Annotated in this window: 18 protein-coding genes; 11 read left to right on the top strand and 7 right to left on the bottom strand. The window is 63.2% G+C overall.

Annotation, left to right across the window (positions count from 1 at the left end; all coding sequences use genetic code 11):
• The 5 genes from BSY16_RS17860 (at position 1) to BSY16_RS17880 (ending at position 5,657) form a co-directional block, all read left to right on the top strand.
• Positions 1-1,488 (top strand): aldehyde dehydrogenase family protein, encoded by a 1,488-nt coding sequence (locus tag BSY16_RS17860; RefSeq protein ID WP_069060912.1) that lies wholly within the window; start codon positions 1-3, stop codon positions 1,486-1,488.
• A 182-nt stretch (positions 1,489-1,670) separates the two neighbouring features.
• Positions 1,671-2,747 carry an extracellular solute-binding protein gene (locus tag BSY16_RS17865; RefSeq protein ID WP_069061611.1) on the top strand — a complete coding sequence of 359 codons (1,077 nt, stop codon included), beginning with the start codon at positions 1,671-1,673 and terminating at the stop codon, positions 2,745-2,747.
• Between the two features lie 94 nt (positions 2,748-2,841).
• Complete coding sequence (locus tag BSY16_RS17870) at positions 2,842-3,915, top strand: ABC transporter ATP-binding protein (protein WP_069060913.1); 1,074 nt, start codon at positions 2,842-2,844, stop codon at positions 3,913-3,915.
• Between the two features lie 5 nt (positions 3,916-3,920).
• Complete coding sequence (locus BSY16_RS17875; RefSeq protein ID WP_069060914.1) at positions 3,921-4,790, top strand: ABC transporter permease; 870 nt, start codon at positions 3,921-3,923, stop codon at positions 4,788-4,790.
• 3 nt (positions 4,791-4,793) lie between these two features.
• The gene (locus tag BSY16_RS17880; RefSeq protein ID WP_069060915.1) at positions 4,794-5,657 is read left to right on the top strand and encodes an ABC transporter permease; all 864 of its coding nucleotides are present in this window, start codon (positions 4,794-4,796) and stop codon (positions 5,655-5,657) included.
• 70 nt (positions 5,658-5,727) lie between these two features.
• Here the strand turns inward: BSY16_RS17880 and derI are convergent, their stop codons facing one another.
• From derI to BSY16_RS17915, 7 genes are all read right to left on the bottom strand, one after another.
• Positions 5,728-6,186 carry a D-erythrulose-4-phosphate isomerase gene (gene derI / locus BSY16_RS17885; RefSeq protein ID WP_069060916.1) on the bottom strand — a complete coding sequence of 153 codons (459 nt, stop codon included), beginning with the start codon at positions 6,184-6,186 and terminating at the stop codon, positions 5,728-5,730.
• Positions 6,187-6,199: 13 nt separating this feature from the next.
• A complete protein-coding gene (locus BSY16_RS17890; protein WP_069060917.1) occupies positions 6,200-6,970 on the bottom strand; it encodes a triose-phosphate isomerase in 771 nt (256 codons plus the stop codon).
• A complete protein-coding gene (locus BSY16_RS17895) occupies positions 6,967-7,743 on the bottom strand; it encodes a DeoR/GlpR family DNA-binding transcription regulator (protein WP_069061612.1) in 777 nt (258 codons plus the stop codon). The genes BSY16_RS17890 and BSY16_RS17895 overlap by 4 nt, the downstream gene beginning before the upstream one ends.
• A 54-nt stretch (positions 7,744-7,797) precedes the next feature.
• Complete coding sequence (locus tag BSY16_RS17900; RefSeq protein WP_069060918.1) at positions 7,798-8,775, bottom strand: sugar-binding transcriptional regulator; 978 nt, start codon at positions 8,773-8,775, stop codon at positions 7,798-7,800.
• Between the two features lie 73 nt (positions 8,776-8,848).
• Entirely contained in the window at positions 8,849-9,784 is a 936-nt protein-coding gene (locus tag BSY16_RS17905; protein WP_069060919.1) for a sugar phosphate isomerase/epimerase family protein, read from the bottom strand.
• Between the two features lie 8 nt (positions 9,785-9,792).
• Positions 9,793-11,304 (bottom strand): glycerol-3-phosphate dehydrogenase, encoded by a 1,512-nt coding sequence (locus BSY16_RS17910; RefSeq protein WP_069060920.1) that lies wholly within the window; start codon positions 11,302-11,304, stop codon positions 9,793-9,795.
• Positions 11,305-11,348: 44 nt separating this feature from the next.
• A complete protein-coding gene (locus BSY16_RS17915) occupies positions 11,349-12,899 on the bottom strand; it encodes an FGGY-family carbohydrate kinase (RefSeq protein WP_069061613.1) in 1,551 nt (516 codons plus the stop codon).
• 779 nt (positions 12,900-13,678) lie between these two features.
• Here BSY16_RS17915 and BSY16_RS17920 point away from each other — a divergent pair.
• The 6 genes from BSY16_RS17920 to BSY16_RS17945 all read left to right on the top strand — a co-directional run bounded on the left by BSY16_RS17920 (position 13,679) and on the right by BSY16_RS17945 (position 20,528).
• A complete protein-coding gene (locus BSY16_RS17920; RefSeq protein WP_069060921.1) occupies positions 13,679-14,329 on the top strand; it encodes a DUF2291 family protein in 651 nt (216 codons plus the stop codon).
• A complete protein-coding gene (locus BSY16_RS17925; RefSeq protein ID WP_069060922.1) occupies positions 14,326-15,867 on the top strand; it encodes a sugar ABC transporter ATP-binding protein in 1,542 nt (513 codons plus the stop codon). The genes BSY16_RS17920 and BSY16_RS17925 overlap by 4 nt, the downstream gene beginning before the upstream one ends.
• 13 nt (positions 15,868-15,880) lie before the next feature.
• On the top strand, positions 15,881-16,921 hold the full coding sequence (locus BSY16_RS17930) for an ABC transporter permease (protein WP_069060923.1): 1,041 nt from the start codon (positions 15,881-15,883) through the stop codon (positions 16,919-16,921).
• A gap of 117 nt (positions 16,922-17,038) precedes the next feature.
• Complete coding sequence (locus tag BSY16_RS17935; RefSeq protein ID WP_069061614.1) at positions 17,039-17,986, top strand: D-ribose ABC transporter substrate-binding protein; 948 nt, start codon at positions 17,039-17,041, stop codon at positions 17,984-17,986.
• A gap of 113 nt (positions 17,987-18,099) precedes the next feature.
• Positions 18,100-18,939, top strand: coding sequence for a DeoR/GlpR family DNA-binding transcription regulator (locus BSY16_RS17940; protein WP_069060924.1), 840 nt, complete (start codon positions 18,100-18,102; stop codon positions 18,937-18,939).
• Positions 18,940-19,007: 68 nt separating this feature from the next.
• Positions 19,008-20,528, top strand: coding sequence for an FGGY-family carbohydrate kinase (locus BSY16_RS17945; protein WP_069060925.1), 1,521 nt, complete (start codon positions 19,008-19,010; stop codon positions 20,526-20,528).
• Positions 20,529-20,541 lie beyond the last annotated feature (13 nt).

Genomic DNA, 20,541 nt, shown 5'->3' on the forward strand with positions numbered 1-20,541 from the left:
ATGAGCACCGAAACCCTCGTCGACGAGTATTTCTCCAGCGGCACGCTCTCCGGTTTGCCCGATGGCCATTTCATCGACGGCGCTTTCGTCGCGGCCTCCGGCGGGCGCTCGATGGAAACCTTCGATCCCGGTGCTGCCCGTGCCTTCCATGCGTTCGCCGCGGGTGACGGCAGCGACGTGGACCGCGCGGTTGACGCCGCACGCCGCGCACAGCGTGACTGGGCGCGCACCAAGGCGAGCGCCCGTGGTGCGATCCTTTTCCGCGCGGCCCAGATCATCCGGGCGGAGGCCGCTCGGCTGGCCGTGGTGGAAAGCCTCGACAGCGGCAAAGCCCTGCAGGAGGCCGAGGGGGACGTCGCGAGCGCGGCTCGCTCCTTCGAGTATTATGCCGGCGCCGCCGACAAGATCCAGGGCGACACCTTTCCGCTTGGCACCGACTATATTGGTTACTCCATCGAGGAGCCGGTCGGCGTTACCGCCCATATCATCCCCTGGAACTATCCACTTTCGACGGCGGCCCGCAGCATTGCGCCGGCACTGGCCGCCGGCTGCACCGTGGTCGCCAAGCCGGCGGAACAGACACCGCTGACGGCGCTGATGCTTGCCGACATCCTTTTTCGCGCCGGTCTGCCTGCGGGTGTGTGCAACGTCATCACCGGTACAGGCGCGGAAGCCGGCGGACCGCTGGTCGCGCATCCCGGCATACGCCATGTCACCTTTACGGGCTCCGTGCCGACGGGCATCCGGGTCATGCAGTCGGCGGCAGCCAATGTCACCAGCGTCGTGCTCGAACTCGGCGGCAAGTCGCCGCTGATCGTCATGGCGGACGCGGATATGGATGCCGCCGCCGAAGGCGTGCTCGGCGCCATCTATGAGAATGCCGGGCAGATCTGCTCGGCCGGCTCCCGCCTCGTCGTGGAGCGCAAGGTGCATGCGGAACTGGTCGAGCGCCTTGCGGTTCGCGCAAGCGGCCTGAAGCTCGGCCATGGCCTGCGCCGCCCGCAGGTCGGTGCGCTGAGTTCGGGTGCCCATCTCGACAAGGTGGCGGGCTATGTGGAGGGCGCCCGTGGCCGCGGCATAGCGATTGCCGCCGGCGGTGAGCGCGCAACGGACCCTGAGAGCGGCACCGGCTGGTTCTTCCAGCCGACCATTCTCGATACCGTCCGGGCGGATGACCCGGTGATCCAGGAGGAGATTTTCGGGCCGGTGCTGTCGGTGCAGGTTGTCGAGGGCGAAGAGGAAGCCGTCGCCATCGCCAATGGGACGGATTTCGGCCTCGTCGCCGGCATCTACACCCGCGATTTCGGCCGCGCCCATCGCATGGCGCGCGATATCGATGCCGGGCAGGTCTACATCAACGAGTATTTTGCCGGTGGCATCGAGGTGCCCTTCGGCGGCAACAAGCTGTCGGGTTTCGGCCGCGAGAAGGGATTTGAGGCCCTGCGCAGCTATACGCGCACGAAGAGCCTCGCCGCGAAGATCAGCTGATCGTCATACTGGTCTTACCGCAAGGAGATAATGGACCTTTCAGGGGAGCCAATCTCCCTCTTTGATGGCAATGGCTAAAAATCGGGAACTAAGGGCCGTCATCGGGAGTGAGGTGGCCCTCTTCAGAAAAGAACGCCGGAGAAACGGCGGCTTTCAACAGCCAAATGGAAGAGGAGAACAGCATGAAATCGACATTCGCGCTCGCCGCGACGACGGCGCTTGCCCTCATCGTCGCAAGCACTGCAGCTCACGCAGATACCCTGCGCCTGCTCACCTGGGGCGGTTATGCGCCCGATAACGTCATCAAGCTCTTCGAGGAAGCCAACCCCGACATCACCGTCGAGGTCACGCTTTCCAACAACGAGGAAATGGTCGCGAAGCTCCGGGCAACCGGCGGCGCCGGCTACGACCTCGCCCAGCCGAGCCACGACCGCATTTTCGCGGCCCAACAGGAATACAACATCTACAAACCACTCGATCTCTCGAAGATCGACACCGCGTCGCTCGCACCGAACCTTCTCGACGGCGTGAAGGCCAATGCGACGATCGATGGCAATCTCTATGCCGTACCGCATCAATGGGGCACATCCGGCGTCGTCGCCGATATTTCCAAGGCGCCGAACGTCAAGGGCTGGGCGGATCTCTGCAATCCGGAATACAAGGGCCGCACCTCGATGCGCCTGCGCCGCACCATCCTGCTCGGCACGGCCTTCGCGCTGGGCAAGGACCCGTTCGCACTCTATGGCGACAAGGCCGCCTACCAGGCGATGCTCGACGAGGTGACGGAAAAGCTGATCGCCTGCAAGGACAACGTCAAGACCTACTGGAACGGCGGCGACGACCTTTCGACGCTCCTGCTCTCCGGCGAAGTCGTCGTTTCGGAAGCCTGGGATTCGACGGCCTTCAAGCTTTACGCCCAGAACAAGAACCTCGTCTACGTGCCGCCGGAAACCGGTGCGCTTGCCTGGATCGACACCTTCGTCATCCCGCGCAAGGGCGAGGCGGACGATGCCGCCTACAAGTGGATCAACTTCGTCATGAAGCCCGAGATCGTCAAGCTGATGTCGGATTCGACGGGCGCAATTGCCGCCGTCAGCAACGGCATCGATCTCCTGCCGGATGAAAAGAAGGCCGCCGTGAAGGCCGCCTTCGACGAGAAGGATCTCGCGAACCTGAAGTTCTTCGCCAATATTCCGGCGGGTCTTGAGGACATGGAAGGCAAGGCGCTTGAGCGCATCAAGGCCGCCGCGTCGAACTGATCGCCTCTGAAGGCGTGACACCAGCCGGCCGAGGGATTGCCTTGGCCGGCTGTTTTCAAAATGGCCGCCTTGCGGCCGCGATTTGCGAGCACCCATGCACGACCTTCAATGCGAAAGCCTGAGCAAGCGGTTCGGCGCCTACACGGCCGTGAACAGCGTGTCCTTCAATGTCCCGCGCGGTTCGTTCTTCTCCATTCTCGGACCCTCCGGCTGCGGCAAGACAACGCTGATGCGCATGATTGCGGGCTTCGAGGAGCCGACGAGCGGTGACATCCGCATCAAGGGTCAATCCGTGCTCTCGACACCGCCGAACAAGCGGCCCGTCAAGATGGTGTTCCAGCATCTCGCCCTCTTCCCGATGATGAATGTCGGCGAGAATATCGCCTATGGGCTGCGCTGCCGTGGCGAGAACAAGACGGACATCACCCGCAAGGTCGCGCAGGTGCTCGACCGCGTCGGTCTGCCGGGCACGGAGCAAAAACAGGTCGCCCAGCTTTCGGGCGGACAGAAGCAGCGTATCGCCATTGCCCGCTGCATGGTGCTTGAACCCGACGTCCTGCTGCTCGACGAGCCGCTCGGCGCGCTCGACCTGAAGCTGCGCGAGCGCATGAAGATCGAGCTGAAGCAGCTCCAGCACCAGTTCGAGACGACGTTCCTCTACATCACCCACGATCAGTCGGAAGCGTTGCTGATGTCGGACAATGTGGCTGTCATGAATGCCGGCCAGTTCGAGCAGATCGGCTCGCCGCAAGAGCTCTACCACAATCCGAAGACCGGCTTCGTCGCCGGTTTTGTCGGCGACAGCAACCGCTGGCCGGGCCGTGCGCTTTCGGTGGCGGACGGCAAGGTGCGTGTGGCACTCGACGGCGGCGGCGAGGCGATTGCGGCGGCCGGTGACGACCGGATCGCGGCCGGCAGTGCGGTCGAGCTTTTCGTGCGTCCGGAAGTACTGTCGGTCGGCACGGGGTCCGAAAACCGGCTTGAGGGAACCGTCGAAAGCCTGCTCTTCAACGGGGCAAGCAGCCGCATCCTGGTGCGCGCACAAGGCGGCAATCTCGTCGAGGTCGGCCAGGCCGTGATGGACGGTACCAGCCGCGTTGAGCCCGGGGCAAAGGTCGATATCGGCTGGAGCCACAGCCACGGCCGCTGCTTCAGCGTGTCGAGGTAACGGCGATGGCGCGCTCGGACGTCACGAAACTCTCCTTCATCCTGCTCTTCGCGCCCTTCGCGCTGTGGATCGCGCTGCTCATCATCCTGCCGCAAATCGGCATCGGTTATATCTCGCTCAGGGAAAAGGTGGGGCCAGGCGAATACACGTTCGGCGTCTCGAACTACGTCGCCTTCCTCTCGGAGCCGATCTACTGGAACACGCTGCTGCGCACCGCCTGGATGTCGATCCTGGTGACCGCGATGGCGCTCGTCGTCGGCTTTCCCGTCGCCTATTACATCGCGAAGATCGCGCAGCGCCGCTCGCGGGCCGCCCTCTTCCTGATGTGCCTTATCCCGCTCTGGGTGAGCGACCTCGTGCGTGCCTTCGGCTGGATCGTCATCCTTCGCGAAACCGGCCTCGTCTCGACCTTCCTGCAGAAGGTCGGCCTGGTCAGCGGTCCCGTGGAGTTTCTTTACAACGACGCCACCGTGGTGATGGGGCTCGTCTATACGGTCGTGCTGTTCATGATCGTGCCGCTCGTTTCCACGCTCGACGGCATGGACAATTCGCTGATCGAGGCGGGTTACAATCTCGGCGGCAGCCGCTTAACGGTCTTCCGCCGCATCGTCGTGCCCTATGCCATGCCTGGCATCGTCGCCGGCTGCATCATCGTATTCATGCTGACGGCGGGCAGCTACCTCACGCCCATCCTGCTCGGCGGCAAGAACAGCATGTGGTTCACGGAGCAGATCTACGAACAGTTCGTGACGCGCTACAACTGGGAGTCGGGTGCTACCTTTGGTGTCCTGCTCCTCGTGTTCACCTCGTTCGTCGTCTGGCTTGGGCTGCGGCTGACCGGCCAGAGCCTCGCCTCTACCGTCGCAAAGGACTGACCCATGAACGTTGCGGCCCCGCAATCGCCTCTCCTCCGATGGGTCTATCGCGGCTATATGCTGGCGTTCCTCATCTATCTCGCCGCACCGCTTTTCGCCGCCGGCATGTTCGCCTTCAACGACTCGATGTTTCCGGCGCTGCCCTGGAACGGTTTTACGCTCGACTGGTTCTTCAGCAGCACGGAACCGAAGATCGGCATGTTCCATGACCGGCGACTGCTGCGCGGGCTGCAGAATTCACTGATCATCGGCGTCGCCGTCTCTGCCATGGCGGTCGCCGCCGGAACCTGCAACGCCTTCCTGTTCGAGCGCAAGCAGTTTCCCGGCAAGAACATCTTCTACATCCTGATGATCGTGCCGCTCGTCATTCCGGGCGTCATCCTCGGCATTTCGCTTCTGGTTTTCGCCAGCATGATCGCCAACGGTCTGGAAGAAACGTTTGGAATCGAATGGGACTTTTTACGCCCCGGGATTTTTCTCGTCATCCTTGGCCAGTTCTCGTTTCTCACCACCATCACCTCGCTGGTGATTGCCGCGCGGCTGAGAAAGTTCGACATCGCGCTGGAAGAAGCGGCCTTCAATCTCGGCGCGACGCGACTGCGCGTGCTGATGACGGTGACGCTGCCCTATCTGATGCCGGCGCTTTTCTCCGCCTTTGTCGTCGCCTTCCTCGTTTCGTTCGAGAATTTCAACACGACACTGATGCTCGTCGGCTCCGATGCGCCGCTGACGATCACCATGTACGATCGCATGGTGAAGGTCGGTTCGACGCCGGTGCTGAACGCTGTCTCGTTCTTCCTGATGGTGGGGTCGGGAGCGCTGGCGCTGCTCAGCGTGGTCGTGCAGCGCAAGGACGAACAGGCGTAGTCCCTGCGAAAACGAGTTGACCAGCCCCGGCATTGCGCGGGGGCTGGTCTGGAGCTGTTGGTGCCGGCTGTTACTTGGCCGCGTTGTATTTCGCGTCGACCTCGTTGATCGCCTGGACATTGCCGGCGGAGCGGCCGTTTTCGTCAAACGTCTGGGCGAGGTAGGCGTCGGCGATCGCCTTGGCGAGTTCCGTGCCGATGACGCGGGCGCCCATGGTGATGATCTGGGCGTTGTTGGAGAGTGCTGCGCGCTCGGCGGAATAGGTGTCGTGCGTCAGCGCGGCGCGGATGCCCGGAACCTTGTTGGCCGAGATGCAGACGCCGATGCCCGTGCCGCAGACGAGGATCGCGCGGTCGTATTCGCCGGCGATGACGCCGGAGGCGACGCGGTCGGAGAGGGTGGCATAGAAGGCATCCGGGCCGGCATCGGTGCGCGAGACTTCGTGCACGTCGTGGCGGTCCTTCAGGTGATCGGCGAGAACCTTGGCGAGGCCTTCGCCCGCGCTGTCACCGGCAATAGCGAGTTTCATGAGAAGTCTCCTTTCAGATGGTGGCGGCGCAGCGCGCCAGGATGTCGAGATAACCTTCAACCTTCCAGGCTGAGCGGCCGATGAAGAGCCCGTCGATGTTCGGGCAGGCGATCAGTTCCTCGCAGTTCTGCGGGTTGACCGAGCCGCCGTAGAGGCAGGGAATGCGGCGGCCGAGGATTTTTTCCGCCACGTCGGCGATCTCGGCGTGGCGCGCATCAGCGTAGTCTGCCGTTGCCGGAATACCCTTTTCACCAATTGCCCAGACGGGTTCATAGGCGAGCAGGATTTCGGCCTGTTTCTGCGTGGCGTTGAGCCGCGACAGCGCGCCGCGCACCTGCTGTGCCAGCACCTCTGTCGCATGGCCGCCTTCGCGGTCGGCAAGCGTCTCACCGATACAGATCAGCGGCACGAGACCGTGGCGCACCGCAGCCTCGGTCTTGAGACCGACGGTCTCGTCCGTCTCGCCGAAATGCTCACGGCGTTCGGAATGGCCGAGCTCGACGAGGTCGAGGCCGCAATCCTTCAGCATCAGCGGCGAGACCTCGCCTGTCCAGGCACCTTCGTCGGCCCAGTGCATGTTCTGCGCGCCGACCTTCACGGACGTATCGGCGAGCATCGCCTTGACTTCGCGTACCGCTGTAAACGGCGGAATGATGAAACGCTGGATGCGGGCATCGCGGCTGCTGTCGGCCGCAGCAAGACCTTCGGCGAAGACCTTTGCCTCGGCGAGCGTCTTGTTCATCTTCCAGCTCGTGCCAACCCAGAATGTCCGGCTTTGGCTCATATGGTTGTCTCCTTGTGGGCGATCCGCACCACGGTTTTTCCGTCGCCGAGTTCGGCCAGCGTGTCGTGGGGGAGGGGTTTGTCGGATAGGACGGTGTCGAATTCCGCGAGGTCGGCCAGCACATGCAGTGCCGTGTGGCCGAAGCGGCGATTGTTGATCATCAGGCAGGACTGGCGGCTGGACCTCATCATCGCCCGCTTGGTGCGCACCACGGCTTCATCCATGTGATAGGCGAGGCGTCCTGCGGCTGCGGGCGCGGAAATGAAGGCGATGTCGGCGCGCAGGCGCGACAGCGCCTCTTCCGTGACAATGCCGAAATAGGCGTTGAACTTGGCCGAATAGACGCCGCCGAGGCCGATCAAGGTGACGCCGGAGACGCCCTTCAGGCGTTCCATGATCGCCGCGTTGTTGGTGATGATGGTGATCGGCTTTTTTGCCGCCAGCACGTCGCCGAGCACGGAGGCCATCGAGCCGTCGTTGATCATGACCGTCATGCCGGGCTCTACGAGTTCGGCGGCGGTTTGGGCCAGCGCGCGCTTCACATCGGCTTCCTGCAATTCGCGAAAACGGAAATCGCTCTCGAACTGGGTGCCGGCATCGATGGTGGCGCCGCCGCGCACCTTGCGCAGCACGCCGGCCCGCTCCAGGTCGTCGAGGTCACGGTGGATGGTCATCTTGGAGACGCCGAAGCGCGCCGCGATGTCGTCAAGCTCGACAGCCCGGCTTTCGACCAGAAGATTGATGATCTCCTGTCTGCGCTCTTCCCGTTTCACCGTGTTCTCCATCCTCACGCTGAGTGGGAGGCTTATAACATCGTTTCAGCGAAATTATAACATGATACTTGTGATTTTGTGATTTTTATCGTTGGGACTTTGCAGGAGTAACCGTGCCGTCCGCTCGTCCGTAATCAATCCGTGCAGTTTGTGGCTGTGCAGGACGGCACGAATGGCCTCGGTCTTCACCGGGCCGCCGGCGATCGCCACGATGCGGTCCTTGCCATCGTCCGAGAAGGAGGCGGCGAGCGTTCTTGCCGTCACCGATGTCTCGAGGATGCGGCCCTTATTGTCGAAGAAATGGCCAAGCAGTTCTCCCACACCGCCAAGCGAGGCAATCTCCTCCAGTTCGTCCGGTTGGAGCATGCCCGATTTCACCAGATGCGCCTGGTTGTCGACCGTGCCGATGCCGACGATCTTGAGGTCGGCGCTGCGGGCAAGATTGAACACCTCGCTGACGCCGCGCTGGGAGAGCAGCACTTCGCGGTCCTCCTCCGTATTGGCGAAGAAGGGCACGGGCATCACATAGGCCTGGGTGCCGGTCTTTTCCGCGAGGCGATGCATGACGTCATAGGGATTGGCGGCATAGTTGCGGGTAAGCCCGCCGAGCAGCGAGACGAAGCGTGTGCCGCTGGCGCTGATCCGCGGCAGATGGCGGACGGCGGCCGAAAGCGTGCGGCCGTGGCCAAGGCCGATGACGGCGGATTCGCCGCGCTCGATTTCGCGCCGGAGGAAATTTGCCCCGGCATGGCCGAGCGTGGTCAGCGCGAGCGGGTCGTCGTCGATGTCGGGCGAGACCTCGCAGTAACCGAGCCCGTAGCGGGTGGAGAGTTCGACCTCCAGGTTGGCGCATTCGGCAATGTGGCCGTCGATGCTGACCTTCACCACGCCCTCGGCAACCGCCCGCGCGATCAGCCGGTGCGCCTTCACCGATGGGATGCCCAGGCGTTTTGCCACAGCGGACTGGGTGAAGCCGCCGATATAGTGCAGCCAGGCGGCGCGGACGGCGAGAGAATCTTCGTTGTCGATCATCAGTGGTGTCCTGCCTTGCTTTACACCCGGAGTGATTTTTCAGATCAAGCCTTAGCAAGCGGACCAGCAGCGGTCAGCCCAGCTTGAGATCGGAAACACCGGTATCGATATACGGCGCCCAGAAGGCAATGCTTTCGGCGATCTGCGGAATGACCTGCCGGTCGTTCGGCTCGCGCTCCTTGAAGGAGAGTTCCAGGCAGATCTCGTTGTCGACCGCGCCGCCCTCGGCGAAGGCCTTCAGCAACGGTTCCGGCTGGATGCGGCCTTTCGCATTGAACTCGGCGGTGAACGGCCGGTGGCCACCCTTGTCCATCAGGCTCTGCTTGATGTGGATGATCGGCGAGATTTTCGGCACCGCACGCGCCCAGGCATAGGGCTCGAAGTCGTCCGGGTTGCTGGAGGTCACGTCGCCGTGGTCGATATCGGCCATCATCCACATGGGGATGGTCATGTCGGCGGCGGTCAGCCGATCCTGCAGCTTGATGCATTCGGCAATGGTCTCGCCGAACTCGCGGCCGATGCTCATCGGCTCCCAGAAGACATAGGAGAGGCCCGCACCCTTGGCATGTTCGGCAACGTCTGCCCAACAGTCGATCGCGATCTGGATCAGTTCCTCGCGGCGTGCCGGATCGTCAAAGTCCTTGTAGGTGAAGATGGCGAACTGGGTGCCGACGGAGGTGCCGCCGAGATCACCGATGATGTCGGCAAAGGTCTTGAACCAGTCAACATAGTAGCGCCGCACATCCGCATCCGGATGGCCGAAATGGTTGAGGCGGCCATAGGGGCCGGTCATGCCTGACGTGACGCGCACGCCGGTCCGTTCCAGCGCCTTGTCCATCTGCCGCGTCAGCCGGCGGATCGTCGCGGCATTCCAGCTTGGATTGATGAACTCATGGGTCAACTGGAGATCACGCAGGCGAAGGTCGCGCGCGACGGTCTCGATCAGGTCGTCGGGATCGGCGAAGCGGTTGACCAGCGGATTGGTGTTCAGCGAAAGCGTCAGCGGCATGGTCGTCCTCAGGCGGCGGCAAGGCGGGTGGCATTGAACCAGTCGGCGAAGGCCGCGCGCTCGGCTTCCGTCATATGCAGGTAGTGCTTGGTACGGCGATAGAGGATGTCTTGCGCTGTCTGCGCCCATTCGCTGGCGACGAGATAACGGGCCTCCGCCTCATAGAACTGGCCGCCGAAATGCCGGCCGAGGCTTTCAAGGCTGGTGGCACCAGCGATGACATTCTTCGTGCGCGTGCCGTAGAGGCGGCCGTAATGCTGCACCAGCTTGCGCGGCATCCACGGATAGGTGTCGCGCAGGCTGTTGGCGAAGGTCTCGTAGTCGGCGTTCGGCATGTCGCCGCCGGGAAGCGGCGCCTTCTCCGTCCAGTCGCCACCCATGCTCGGGAAGATATGCGCAAGACGGTGCATGCCGCGCTCGGCGAGTTCGCGGAAGGTGGTGATCTTGCCGCCGAAGACATTGAGCAGCGGCGCGCCGCCGGTCTCGTCGAGATCGAAGACATAGTCGCGGGTGACGGCAGAGGGGTTGCCCTTGCCGTCGTCGAACAGCGGGCGCACGCCGGAGAAGGAGTGCAGCACATCCTGCCGGCGCAGCTTTTCCTTGAAGTAGCGGTTGACCGCCTTCAGCAGGTAGTCGATTTCCGTCTCGTCGGCCGAGACGTCCTCAGCGCGGCCCTCATACGCGATGTCGGTGGTGCCGATCAGCGCCTTGTCGCCCTCGTAGGGGTTGATGAAGATGACGCGCTTGTCGTGGTTCTGCACCAGATAGGCGTTCGCGCCCGACCAGAATTTCGGAACGATGATGTGGCTGCCCTTGACGAGACGCACATTGCGCGAGGAGTTCGAGCCGGCGACCCGGTTGATGACGTCGGAGACCCAGGGGCCGGCGCAGTTGACGAGGCACTTGGCGCGGAAGGTGCGCGTTTCGCCCGTCGTGCTGTTCTTCGTCGTCACCGTCCAGGCGCCGTTTTCGCGGCGGGCGGAGACGGTCGGCGAACGGGTCAGCACCACGGCGCTTTTTTCCGCTGCACCCACGGCATTCAGCGTCACCAGGCGGGCGTCGTCCACCCAGCAGTCGGAATATTCGAAGCCGCGGGTGTACTGGTCGAGGATCGGCGTGCCTTCAGGATCGCGTGCGAGATTGAGCGTGCGCGTGCCCGGCAACTTCTTGCGGCCGCCGAGATGGTCGTAGAGGAAGAGGCCGAGCCGGACGAGCCAGGCCGGACGATCCTCAGGGCTGTGCGGCAGCACGAAGCGCATCGGCCAGATGATGTGCGGGGCGGCGTTGAGCAGCACTTCGCGCTCGATCAGCGCCTCGCGGACAAGGCGGAACTCGTAATATTCAAGATAGCGCAGGCCGCCATGTACCAGCTTGCCCGAGCGCGAGGAGGTACCTTCGGCCAGATCGTCCTTTTCGCTCAGCACCACGGAAAGGCCACGGCCGGCCGCATCGCGCGCAATGCCGGCACCGTTGACGCCGCCGCCGATCACGAAGAGGTCAATAAGCTCGGGCTCGTTCATCTCAATCTCCTTCGACGCCTCGCGGGGAGGCGCAATCGTTTTCTTCAGCGCGCGGCCAGGATGTCCCAGGCGGGTGTTATGCCCCGGCGAACATCCGCGTAGGCGGCAAACAGGCGCGTCATGCGCTCGGTCTCTTCGGGCTTGGGTTTTTCGGCATCGCCGAGCTCGGGGGTGACCCAGTCGGCAATGCAATCGTCCATCGTGCGGTAGGCGCCAATCGCGACCGCCGCCATCATCGAGGCGCCGGCGGCGCCGGCCTCTTCACGGGTGTTGACGCGAACCGGCGCGCCAAGGGCAGCACCCAGCGTGCCACGGATCGATGCCGAGCGGGCGGCACCGCCGCTGACGCGGAGCTCAGAGGGCAGGGCGCCCATGGCCGAATAACAATCGCGCGTCGCCATGCCGAGGCCTTCGACGACGGCGCGCACGAGATCCGGATAGCGGTGACGGCTGGCAAGCCCGGTGAAATTGGCGCGAGCGCGCGCATTGACGAAGGGACCGCGTTCGCCGGCCTCGGAGATGTAAGGATGGTAGAGGATTTTGCCGGGCTTGCTTGCGGCAAACCAGGCATCGACGCGGCCGATCATGTCGTTGAGCCCGACGGTGACGCCGAATTCGCCCAAGAGGTCCGCGCCGAGTTGCAGCAGCCAGTCGAGATTGATTGTCGCGCCCATATTGGTCTGGACCTGCGTGACCACGCCGGGGATGGGGAGCGCGATGACATAGCCGGTACGCTCGGCATTCAGCACGACGTCGGAAACCGATTTTGCCAGAAGGTGCACGCCGGTCGAGCCGATGGCGGAGCAGGCGGCATTGCGGCCTTCGCTACGCACGCCGGCACCGAGCGCCGTCATGCACATATCGACATAGCCGAGGCAGACGGGCGTGCCGGCGCGGAGGCCGGAGGCGGCAGCGGCTTCAGCCGTCAGCGGGTGGGTGGTCTCCGTGCCTTCGATGACTTCCGGCAGCAGGGCGCGGCGGTGCGTCAGGCCAAGCGCTGCAAGCACGTCACTGTCATAGCAGCGGGTTCGGAAATTGCCGAAGGTGAAGCTGACTTCGGAAGGGTCGGTAGCGCGGATGCCGGTCAGGTTCAGGTAGAGCCAGTCCTTGCAGTGCATGGCCGTTTCGGCGCCGGCTAAAAGCTCCGGAAAATACCGGTCCATATGGGCAAGCTGCGTGCCCTGCTGGCAGGTGTTGAGGCCGGTGCCGGTCGCCTCGAACCGTGCGCGGTCGGCGTCGGTAGCGGCAAGCCGCTCGACGGTCGGCGCCGCGCGCGCATCGAGCCAGAGCCAGGCATCGCCGGCCGGGCGGTTGCCGGCACCGACAAGCCAGGTGCCATCGCCCTGGGCGGTAATCGCGATGGCGGCGGTGCGATCAGCAAGGCGGTCGACCTTGTCCGCCAGCCCGCGCAAGGCGCGCGTGCAGTCGAGCCAGGTCTGGTCGAGCGATTGCGTGACGGAGCCGTCGTCGCCGGTGGTGTAGGTGTTGCGAACGGAGGCGCTGGCGATCTGGCGGCCGGCCAGCGTGAAGGCGACGGCCTTCATGACCGAGGTGCCGGCGTCGATGCCGATGATCAGGTCTGCAGCTTCAGCCATGACGCGCACCAACGGATGCCGCGACAGCCTGCGTCGCTTCGCCTGACCCGAAACAGAGCATTCAATCCTCCCGATCGTCTTTCACGAAAGCGTGCGTGGCCTTGCGGACCATCTGGCCAAGGCCAATTGGCCTTCCAAGGACTTTATCACGGAACTCCCAAGTCTCGGAAGAGAACATAACACAAAGCTATCGTATGTCTCGTAAAATTTTTCGGCCTTCGAATTTTTTTTCAGGTATGCTGAGTGTAGGCAAGGCGTGAAGCTTAGGTATGTTTTCCGCGATGCCCTCGTTATTCCTATGAGGGATTTATCGCGGCACTGCGACCTCTGGAATGCCAACAAAAGTAAATTTTTTCACGTAATATCAAGAAGATGAGTTTCGCTCTTTGCCTCTGCCCTAGCTCCATTCGCATGGGCGTGCCCGGGTTTGCAGGGCAGAACTAACCCTCGCCTTGCCAAGCGGAAAGCTGAAGAGGCGCCATGCCTGAAGACAATGTGATCGAAAAAGGCAGATTGACAGCCTGCGTTAAGTTAACATATATATTGGGACATATAACACGCATATATCGCAACTGCGAAGATGTGTGCAATGCAGCGCAAGGCAGGTGAGGAGACTTGGCCGGCGCCTTCATGGGGAGGACATCATGACATGTTCTGTACGGAAGACAGTGACGCCCGCCTGCGACGGTGCAAGCAGGTCCGTCGGCGTGCCCCTGCGATCGGCCCCGTGCCGGCGCAGCCACTGAAGTACCCTCCGTTCAATCGCAAGGCCAATCGACATGACTGACACCACGCTATCGAAGTCGCCGCAGTCTCCGCGAAGCTACCGCTGGATCGGCATTGCCGCCGCCGTCGTGCTGGTCGGCGCCATGGCGTTCGACACGACGATCGTGCAGATCGGCTCCGAAAGAGACGTGCAGGTGCAGAAATTCTCGCCGGAAGCCTACGGTGCCGAGCAGTTTCCGCTCATCAAGCAGAGCGTCGAGACGCGCGCCGTCGATGCTGTCGAGCTTTCGGCGGCGATCGCCGTCGACAAGAAGGCGGCAGCCGAAAAGTATGGCGTGGCGACCTCGGTCGGCCCGGTCCTTCCGGTCAAGTTCACCGGCGTCGTCGGCGAGCGCAAGGCCAATTACAACGTTGTCGCCGTCGAAGGCCTGCCGGCCGAGTTGACCGTACGGGTGCAGACCGGTCCTGCACTCAACGGCACGGACCTTCGCGATGCGACGGGCCAGATCGAATTCGGCCAGTTCAAGAACCAGATCGAGTACCAGGACGCCGGCTCGGCGATCAACAACGAGGTCAAGAAGGTCGTGCTCGGCGGCATCGATCCCGCTGCCCTTCCCGGCAAGACCGTGTCGGTCATCGGCGTCTTCAAGCTGGTCAATCCGAAGAGCTGGATCGTCATTCCCGTGAGGCTCGACGTCCAATGAGCGCGCTCGCCGACACCGGCCCGAAGGGTGAAGTCGTGCTCGCCGCGCGCAACGTGGCGAAGTCCTACGGCAGCGTGCACGCCCTCAAGGGCGTCAATTTCGACATTCATCGCGGCCAGGTGACGACGCTGTTCGGCGAGAACGGTGCCGGCAAGTCGACCCTCATGAAAATCCTCTCCGGCGTGGTGCAGCCCACCGCCGGAGAGATCATTCTCGATGGAGAGCCCATCGCTTTCGCGTCATCCTCCCAAGCACGTGACCGCGGTATCTCCATCATCCATCAGGAGCTCAGCCTCGCTCCCAACATGAACGTTCGCGACAACATCTTCATGGGTCGCGAAATCATGACGGCAACGGGTGTGGACTTCGCAGAAGAAGAGCGCCAGACGCGCCTCCTGATGGCTGAACTGGAAGAGGACATCGATCCTCTTACCCCGGTCGAGGAGCTTCGCCTCGGCCAGCAGCAGATCGTCGAGATCGCCCGCGCCCTTTCGGTCAATTCGCGCATCCTGATCATGGACGAGCCGACCTCGGCGCTCAGCGCATCCGAAGTCGAGGTGCTGTTCAAGGTCATCCGCGACCTGATGAGCCGCGGCGTTTCGATCGTCTATATCTCGCACCATCTCGAGGAAGCCCTGCAGATCACCAACCATGCGGTGGTCCTGCGCGATGGCGCGATGACGGCCTATGCCGAGCGCAAGGACATCGACCTCGAATGGATCGTCCGGCACATGGTCGGCGACAATTTCGATCTCGGCTCGCCGCCAACCGGCTACGACAAGGGCGATGTGGCACTGTCGATCGAGGGGCTGACGGTGGCGGATCCCGGCGGCGCCGGTTATTCGGTGGTCGATGGGCTTTCGCTTTCGGTGCGTGAGGGCGAGATCGTCTGCATTTACGGCCTCATGGGTGCCGGTCGCACGGAATTGCTCGAGACGGTCGCTGGCCGCCTCAAGCCGACGGCGGGCAAGGTCGTGCTGAAGGGCCGGGACGTTACCGGCCAGTCGATTTCGGCCTGCATTCGCGATGGTCTCGTGCTCGTGCCGGAAGACCGGCAGCGCGACGGCCTGGTGCAGACCATGAGCGTCGGCCGCAACCTGTCGCTTGCCAGCCTTGGCGCCTTCACGCGCGGCCTCTTCACCTCCACCTCCCGCGAGGCGTCGCTAATCAGCGAGGCGATCCGCAAGGTGCATATCAAGACGGATGGCGGTGCGGCACCGATCGGTTCGCTCTCCGGCGGCAACCAGCAGAAGGTGGTCATCGGCAAGATGCTGGCGACCGAGCCGGAAGTCATCCTGCTCGACGAGCCGAGCCGCGGCATCGATATCGGCGCCAAGGCCGAGGTCTTCAAGCTTTTGGCCGAACGCGCCAAGCACGGGCTTGCCGTCGTCTACACCACTTCCGAGGTCGGCGAATGCCTCAGCATCGCCCACCGCATCATCGTCATGCGGCGTGGCCGCATCTCCGCCGAATTCGGTCCCGACGTGACCAAAGAACAGATCATGGCCGCCTCTGGCGAAGCCGTGCATGCCCATTAGGAGCGCTGAATCCATGTCAGTCACACCTGCAATCGACACGAAGGCGGCAGTCAGCGGCGGCAAGCGCAAGAAGAGCTTCGTCGAGCTGCTGTTCGAAGGCCGCGCCTTCTTCGCGCTTATCGCCATCGTCGTCGTCTTCTCGCTGATGTCGCCGAACTATTTCACGGTCAGCAACTTCCTGATCATGGCCTCGCATGTGGCGATCTTCGGCCTCTTGGCGATCGGCATGCTGCTCGTCATCCTGAACGGCGGCATCGACCTCTCCGTCGGCTCGACGCTGGGCTTGGCCGGTGTCGTCGCGGGCTTCCTGATGCAGGGTGTCACGCTGCCGAAGATCGGCGTGATCCTCTATCCATCGGTCTGGGTTGTGGTGGTTCTCACCTGCCTGCTTGGTGCCGTCGTCGGCGCGGTCAACGGTGTGCTCATCGCATACCTGCGCGTGCCGGCCTTCGTGGCGACGCTCGGCGTGCTCTATGTTGCCCGTGGTGTTGCGCTTTTGATGACCAACGGCCTCACCTACAACAATCTCGGCGGCCGTCCGGAGCTCGGCAATACCGGCTTCGACTGGCTCGGCTTCAACCGTCTTGCCGGCGTGCCGATCGGCGTGCTGGTTCTTCTAGTCTTCGCCGTCGCCTGCCACATCCTGCTGGCCCGCACGGCCTTCGGCCGCTGGCTCTACTCGTCGGGCGGCAACGAGCGGGCGGCAGAATTGTCGGGCGTTCCGGTCAAGGGCGTGAAGATCGCGGTCTACGTACTGTCAGGCATCTGCGCGGCCGTTGCCGGTCTGGTTCTGTCCTCGCAGTTGACCTCGGCAGGCCCGACGGCCGGCACGACTTACGAGCTGACGGCGATTGCCGCCGTCGTCATCGGCGGCGCTGCGCTGACCGGCGGCCGTGGCACTGTCATCGGCACCATGCTTGGCGCTTTCGTCATCGGCTTCCTGTCGGATGGCTTGGTCATCATCGGGGTCTCGGCCTACTGGCAGACGGTTTTCACCGGCGCCGTGATCGTCACCGCCGTTCTGCTCAACAGCTTCAAATACGGCCGCCGCTGAAAAGCGGCGACTGACCGGAACTGACTGCGACCGGGAGAGGCGGGCCACCGAGTGCCCCGGCAGCGGAAAGTATTGCCGATCATCGGCGCAAACGAACTCAACAAAGGGAGTGAGATCATGTTCAAAAAAGGTATGCGTGTACTCTTCGCAGCAACTGCCGCTTTGCCGCTGCTGTTCAGCACAGCCTGGGCCGAGGGCCTGATTACGGTCATCGTCAACGATCCGTCCAACCCGTACTGGTTCACCGAAGGCGAAGTCGCCAAGGCGACCGCCGAAAAGCTCGGCTACACGGCCAATGTCGGTGCGCACAAGGGTGACACCAACACCGAGAGCAACCTGATCGACACCGCGATCACCAACAAGTCGGTCGCCATTATCCTCGACCCGGCAAATGCCGATGGTTCTGTCGGCGCCGTGAAGAAGGCCGTTGCGGCCGGTATCCCGGTCATTCTCGTCAATGCCGAGATCAACCAGGAAGGCCTTGCCAAGGCTCAGCTCGTTTCGAACAACGCCCAGGGCGCTGCTCTCGGTGCGCAGCAGTGGGTCGAGGCGGTCGGCGACAAGGGCAAGTATGTCGAACTCTTCGGCGCGCCTGCTGACAACAATGCGGCAACCCGTTCGAACGGCTACGAAACCGTCCTGACGCAGTACCCGGACCTCGAAAAGTCCGGCAAGGAAGTGGCTGACTGGGACCGTACCAAGGGCCACGCCAAGATGCAGTCCCTGCTTCAGGCAAACCCGGACATCATCGGCGTGATCAGCGGCAACGACGAAATGGCGCTGGGTGCCATCGCGGCCCTCAAGGAAGCCGGCAAGCTCGAGCAGGTGAAGGTCGGTGGTTTCGACGGTTCGCCGGACGCAGTCGCCGCCATCAAGGCCGGTGAGCTGCAGTACACCGTCCTCCAGCCGGTTGCTGTCTTCTCGGAAGCTGCCGTCAAGCAGGCCGACAACGTGATCAAGAACGGCTCGACCGGTGTCGACACCGAAAAGCAGCTGTTCGATTGCCTGCTGATCACCAAGGACAATGTCGACAAGTACACCGCTCCGTTCGTTCTGAGCGAGTAATCAACACCGGGAGCGCCTGTCCGCGGGCGCTCCCATCCACCTTGCTTGGCATTTTCCTTGCCGCCCGATACGAGATACCAAACTTCTCTCCTCGAAGCATGGCAGGGTTCCCCGTGAACAAGAAAGTCGACGTCAAGGATTTGCTTTCGGAAGAGCTGCCGAGCGACAGCCGGCATGCGCGCCAGCTCGTGCGCCGACAGGCGATCGCCGAAACGGTCATCGCCGAAGGGTCGATCCGCATCGAAGACCTGACCGAACGCTTCGGCATCAGCCTGATGACGGCGCACCGCGATGTCGACGAGCTCGTCAGCCGCGGCCTTTTCCGCAAGACGCGCGGCATCGTTTCGGCGGCACCCACCAGCCTCATCGAATCCTCCGATGCCTATCGCGCCACCAAGCAGGCCAAGGAGAAGAAGGCGGTTGCCAGGGCTGCGATGCAGTTCGTCGAGCCGGGGCAGGCGATCTTCATGGACGACGCCACGACCGTGCACGAGATGACCCGCTTCCTGCCAGCCAAGGTGCCGCTGACGGTCATTACCAATTCGCTCGTGCTGATCAACGAGTTGAAGGAGGTGAACGACCTCAATCTCATCTGTCTCGGGGGGCAGTTCTACCATTGGTGCAATGCCTTCATGGGGCATATCACCACCAACGAAATTCGCCGCCTGAGGGCGGATACCGTGTTCATGTCGCTGTCGGCGATCGTCGATGACGTGGTCTATCACCAGTCGCCGGAAACCGTCACGACCAAGCGCGCGATGTTCGAGAGTTCTGCCCGGCGCGTGCTTTTGGCGGACCACACCAAGTTCGAGCGGCGCGCGCTGCACCACTTCGCGGCGCTTGAAGAATTCGACGCCGTGATCGTCGACGAGGATATCCCGATCGCCCACCTGTCGCGCATGCGCTCGAAGGGGATCAACGTCATTGTGGCGGACGGAGAACGGGCCGGCTGAGGTTTCCGCTGCCGCGGATATCTTGATGTCGGTCACCGCTCTTCCTTCGCTTGAGAATGGAGACAGCGATGCCTTGCATCATCGGTATAGACAGCGGCTTGACGGTGACCAAGGCCGTCATCTTCGACGCGGACGGCACGGTACTGGCCATCGCCCGCCGGCGTGTTCCGCAACTCATCCCCGCGCCGCAGCATGTTGAACGCGATATGGACGGGCTGTGGTCGGCAACGGCGGACGCGATCCGCGAGGCGGTCGCCGCCTGCGGTCGTCCGGCTTCCGACATCGTGGCGATTGCCGCCACCGCCCATGGCGACGGCATCTATCTGCTCGATGACGACAAGAGGCCGCTCGGCAATGCCATTGTTTCGCTCGATACACGCGCCGGCGCGATTGCCGATGCGTGGAACGAGGGCGAGGTTGGCACACGTTCGCTGGACCTGACGGGCCAAAAGCCGCACGCCTCCGCGCCGTCGGCCATTCTGCGCTGGATTCGCGAGCACCAGCCGGAGCGTTACGCCCGCATCGCCCATTTCATCGCGGCGAAGGACTGGCTGCGCTTCTGCCTGTGCGGCACGATTGGCACGGACCGCACGGAAGCCAGCACATCCTTCACCAATGTGCAGACGCAGGACTATGCCGAAGACGCCTTCCGTCTGTTCGGCCTGGAGCGGCTCGCTGGCCGGCAACCGCCGATGGCGGGCTCCACCGAGATCGTCGGTGGTGTGACGGCCGAGACGGCGCGGCAGACGGGTCTTGTCGCGGGCACGCCTGTTATGGCCGGTCTGCATGATGTCACGGCGTCTGCGCTCGGCATGGGCGGTTATGGCGAAGGCGTGGTCGCCGTCATTGCCGGCACCTACTCGATCAACGAGACGGTGTCGCCTGCACCAAAGGTCGATGGCCGCTGGTTCTGCCGCAACGGCATCCTGCCGGGCGAGTGGAACAACATGTCCATCTCGCCCGCCTCGACCGCCAATTACGACTGGTTCATCGAGCAGTTCTGCGCCGCCGATGCGCGGCAGGCCGAGGCCTCCGGCGAAAGCATCCATGCCATCCTCGGCAAGGAATTCGAGGTCGCACGCCAGCGCCCGTCGAGCGCCTTCTTCCATCCCTATCTCTTCGGTTCGCCCTTCGCCGGAGCGTCGAGCGCCGGCTTCTATGGGCTCAATGCCTGGCACGACCGGGGCGATCTGGTGCGGGCCGTGCTGGAAGGCATCGCTTTCAACCATCGTGTCCATGTCGATGCGCTGCGTGATGGTTTTGCGCCGACCTCGGCCCGTCTGACGGGCGGCATCTCGCGCAATCCCGCCATGGCGGGCCTTTTTGCCGATATTCTCGGCCTGCCGGTCACGGCGACACGGACGGAGGAGGCAGCTGCCTGGGGCGCGGCGTTGTGCGCGGGTGCAGGCGCCGGGCTCTTTGCCTCGCCCACTGCCGATCCGCGCGACCTTGTGTCGATCGAGACGACCTACCAGCCGGATCCAGACCGGCAGCGCGCCTATGACGAGAAATATCGGGTCTTCCTCGATCTCGCCGAGGCCATGAAGCCGCTCTGGCCGACGCTCCGGCGCCTCGGCGGCGCTGCATAGCAACAGGACTGCT

The organism is Sinorhizobium sp. RAC02, from assembly GCF_001713395.1.
In the GTDB taxonomy this organism is placed as follows: Bacteria; Pseudomonadota; Alphaproteobacteria; order Rhizobiales; family Rhizobiaceae; genus Shinella.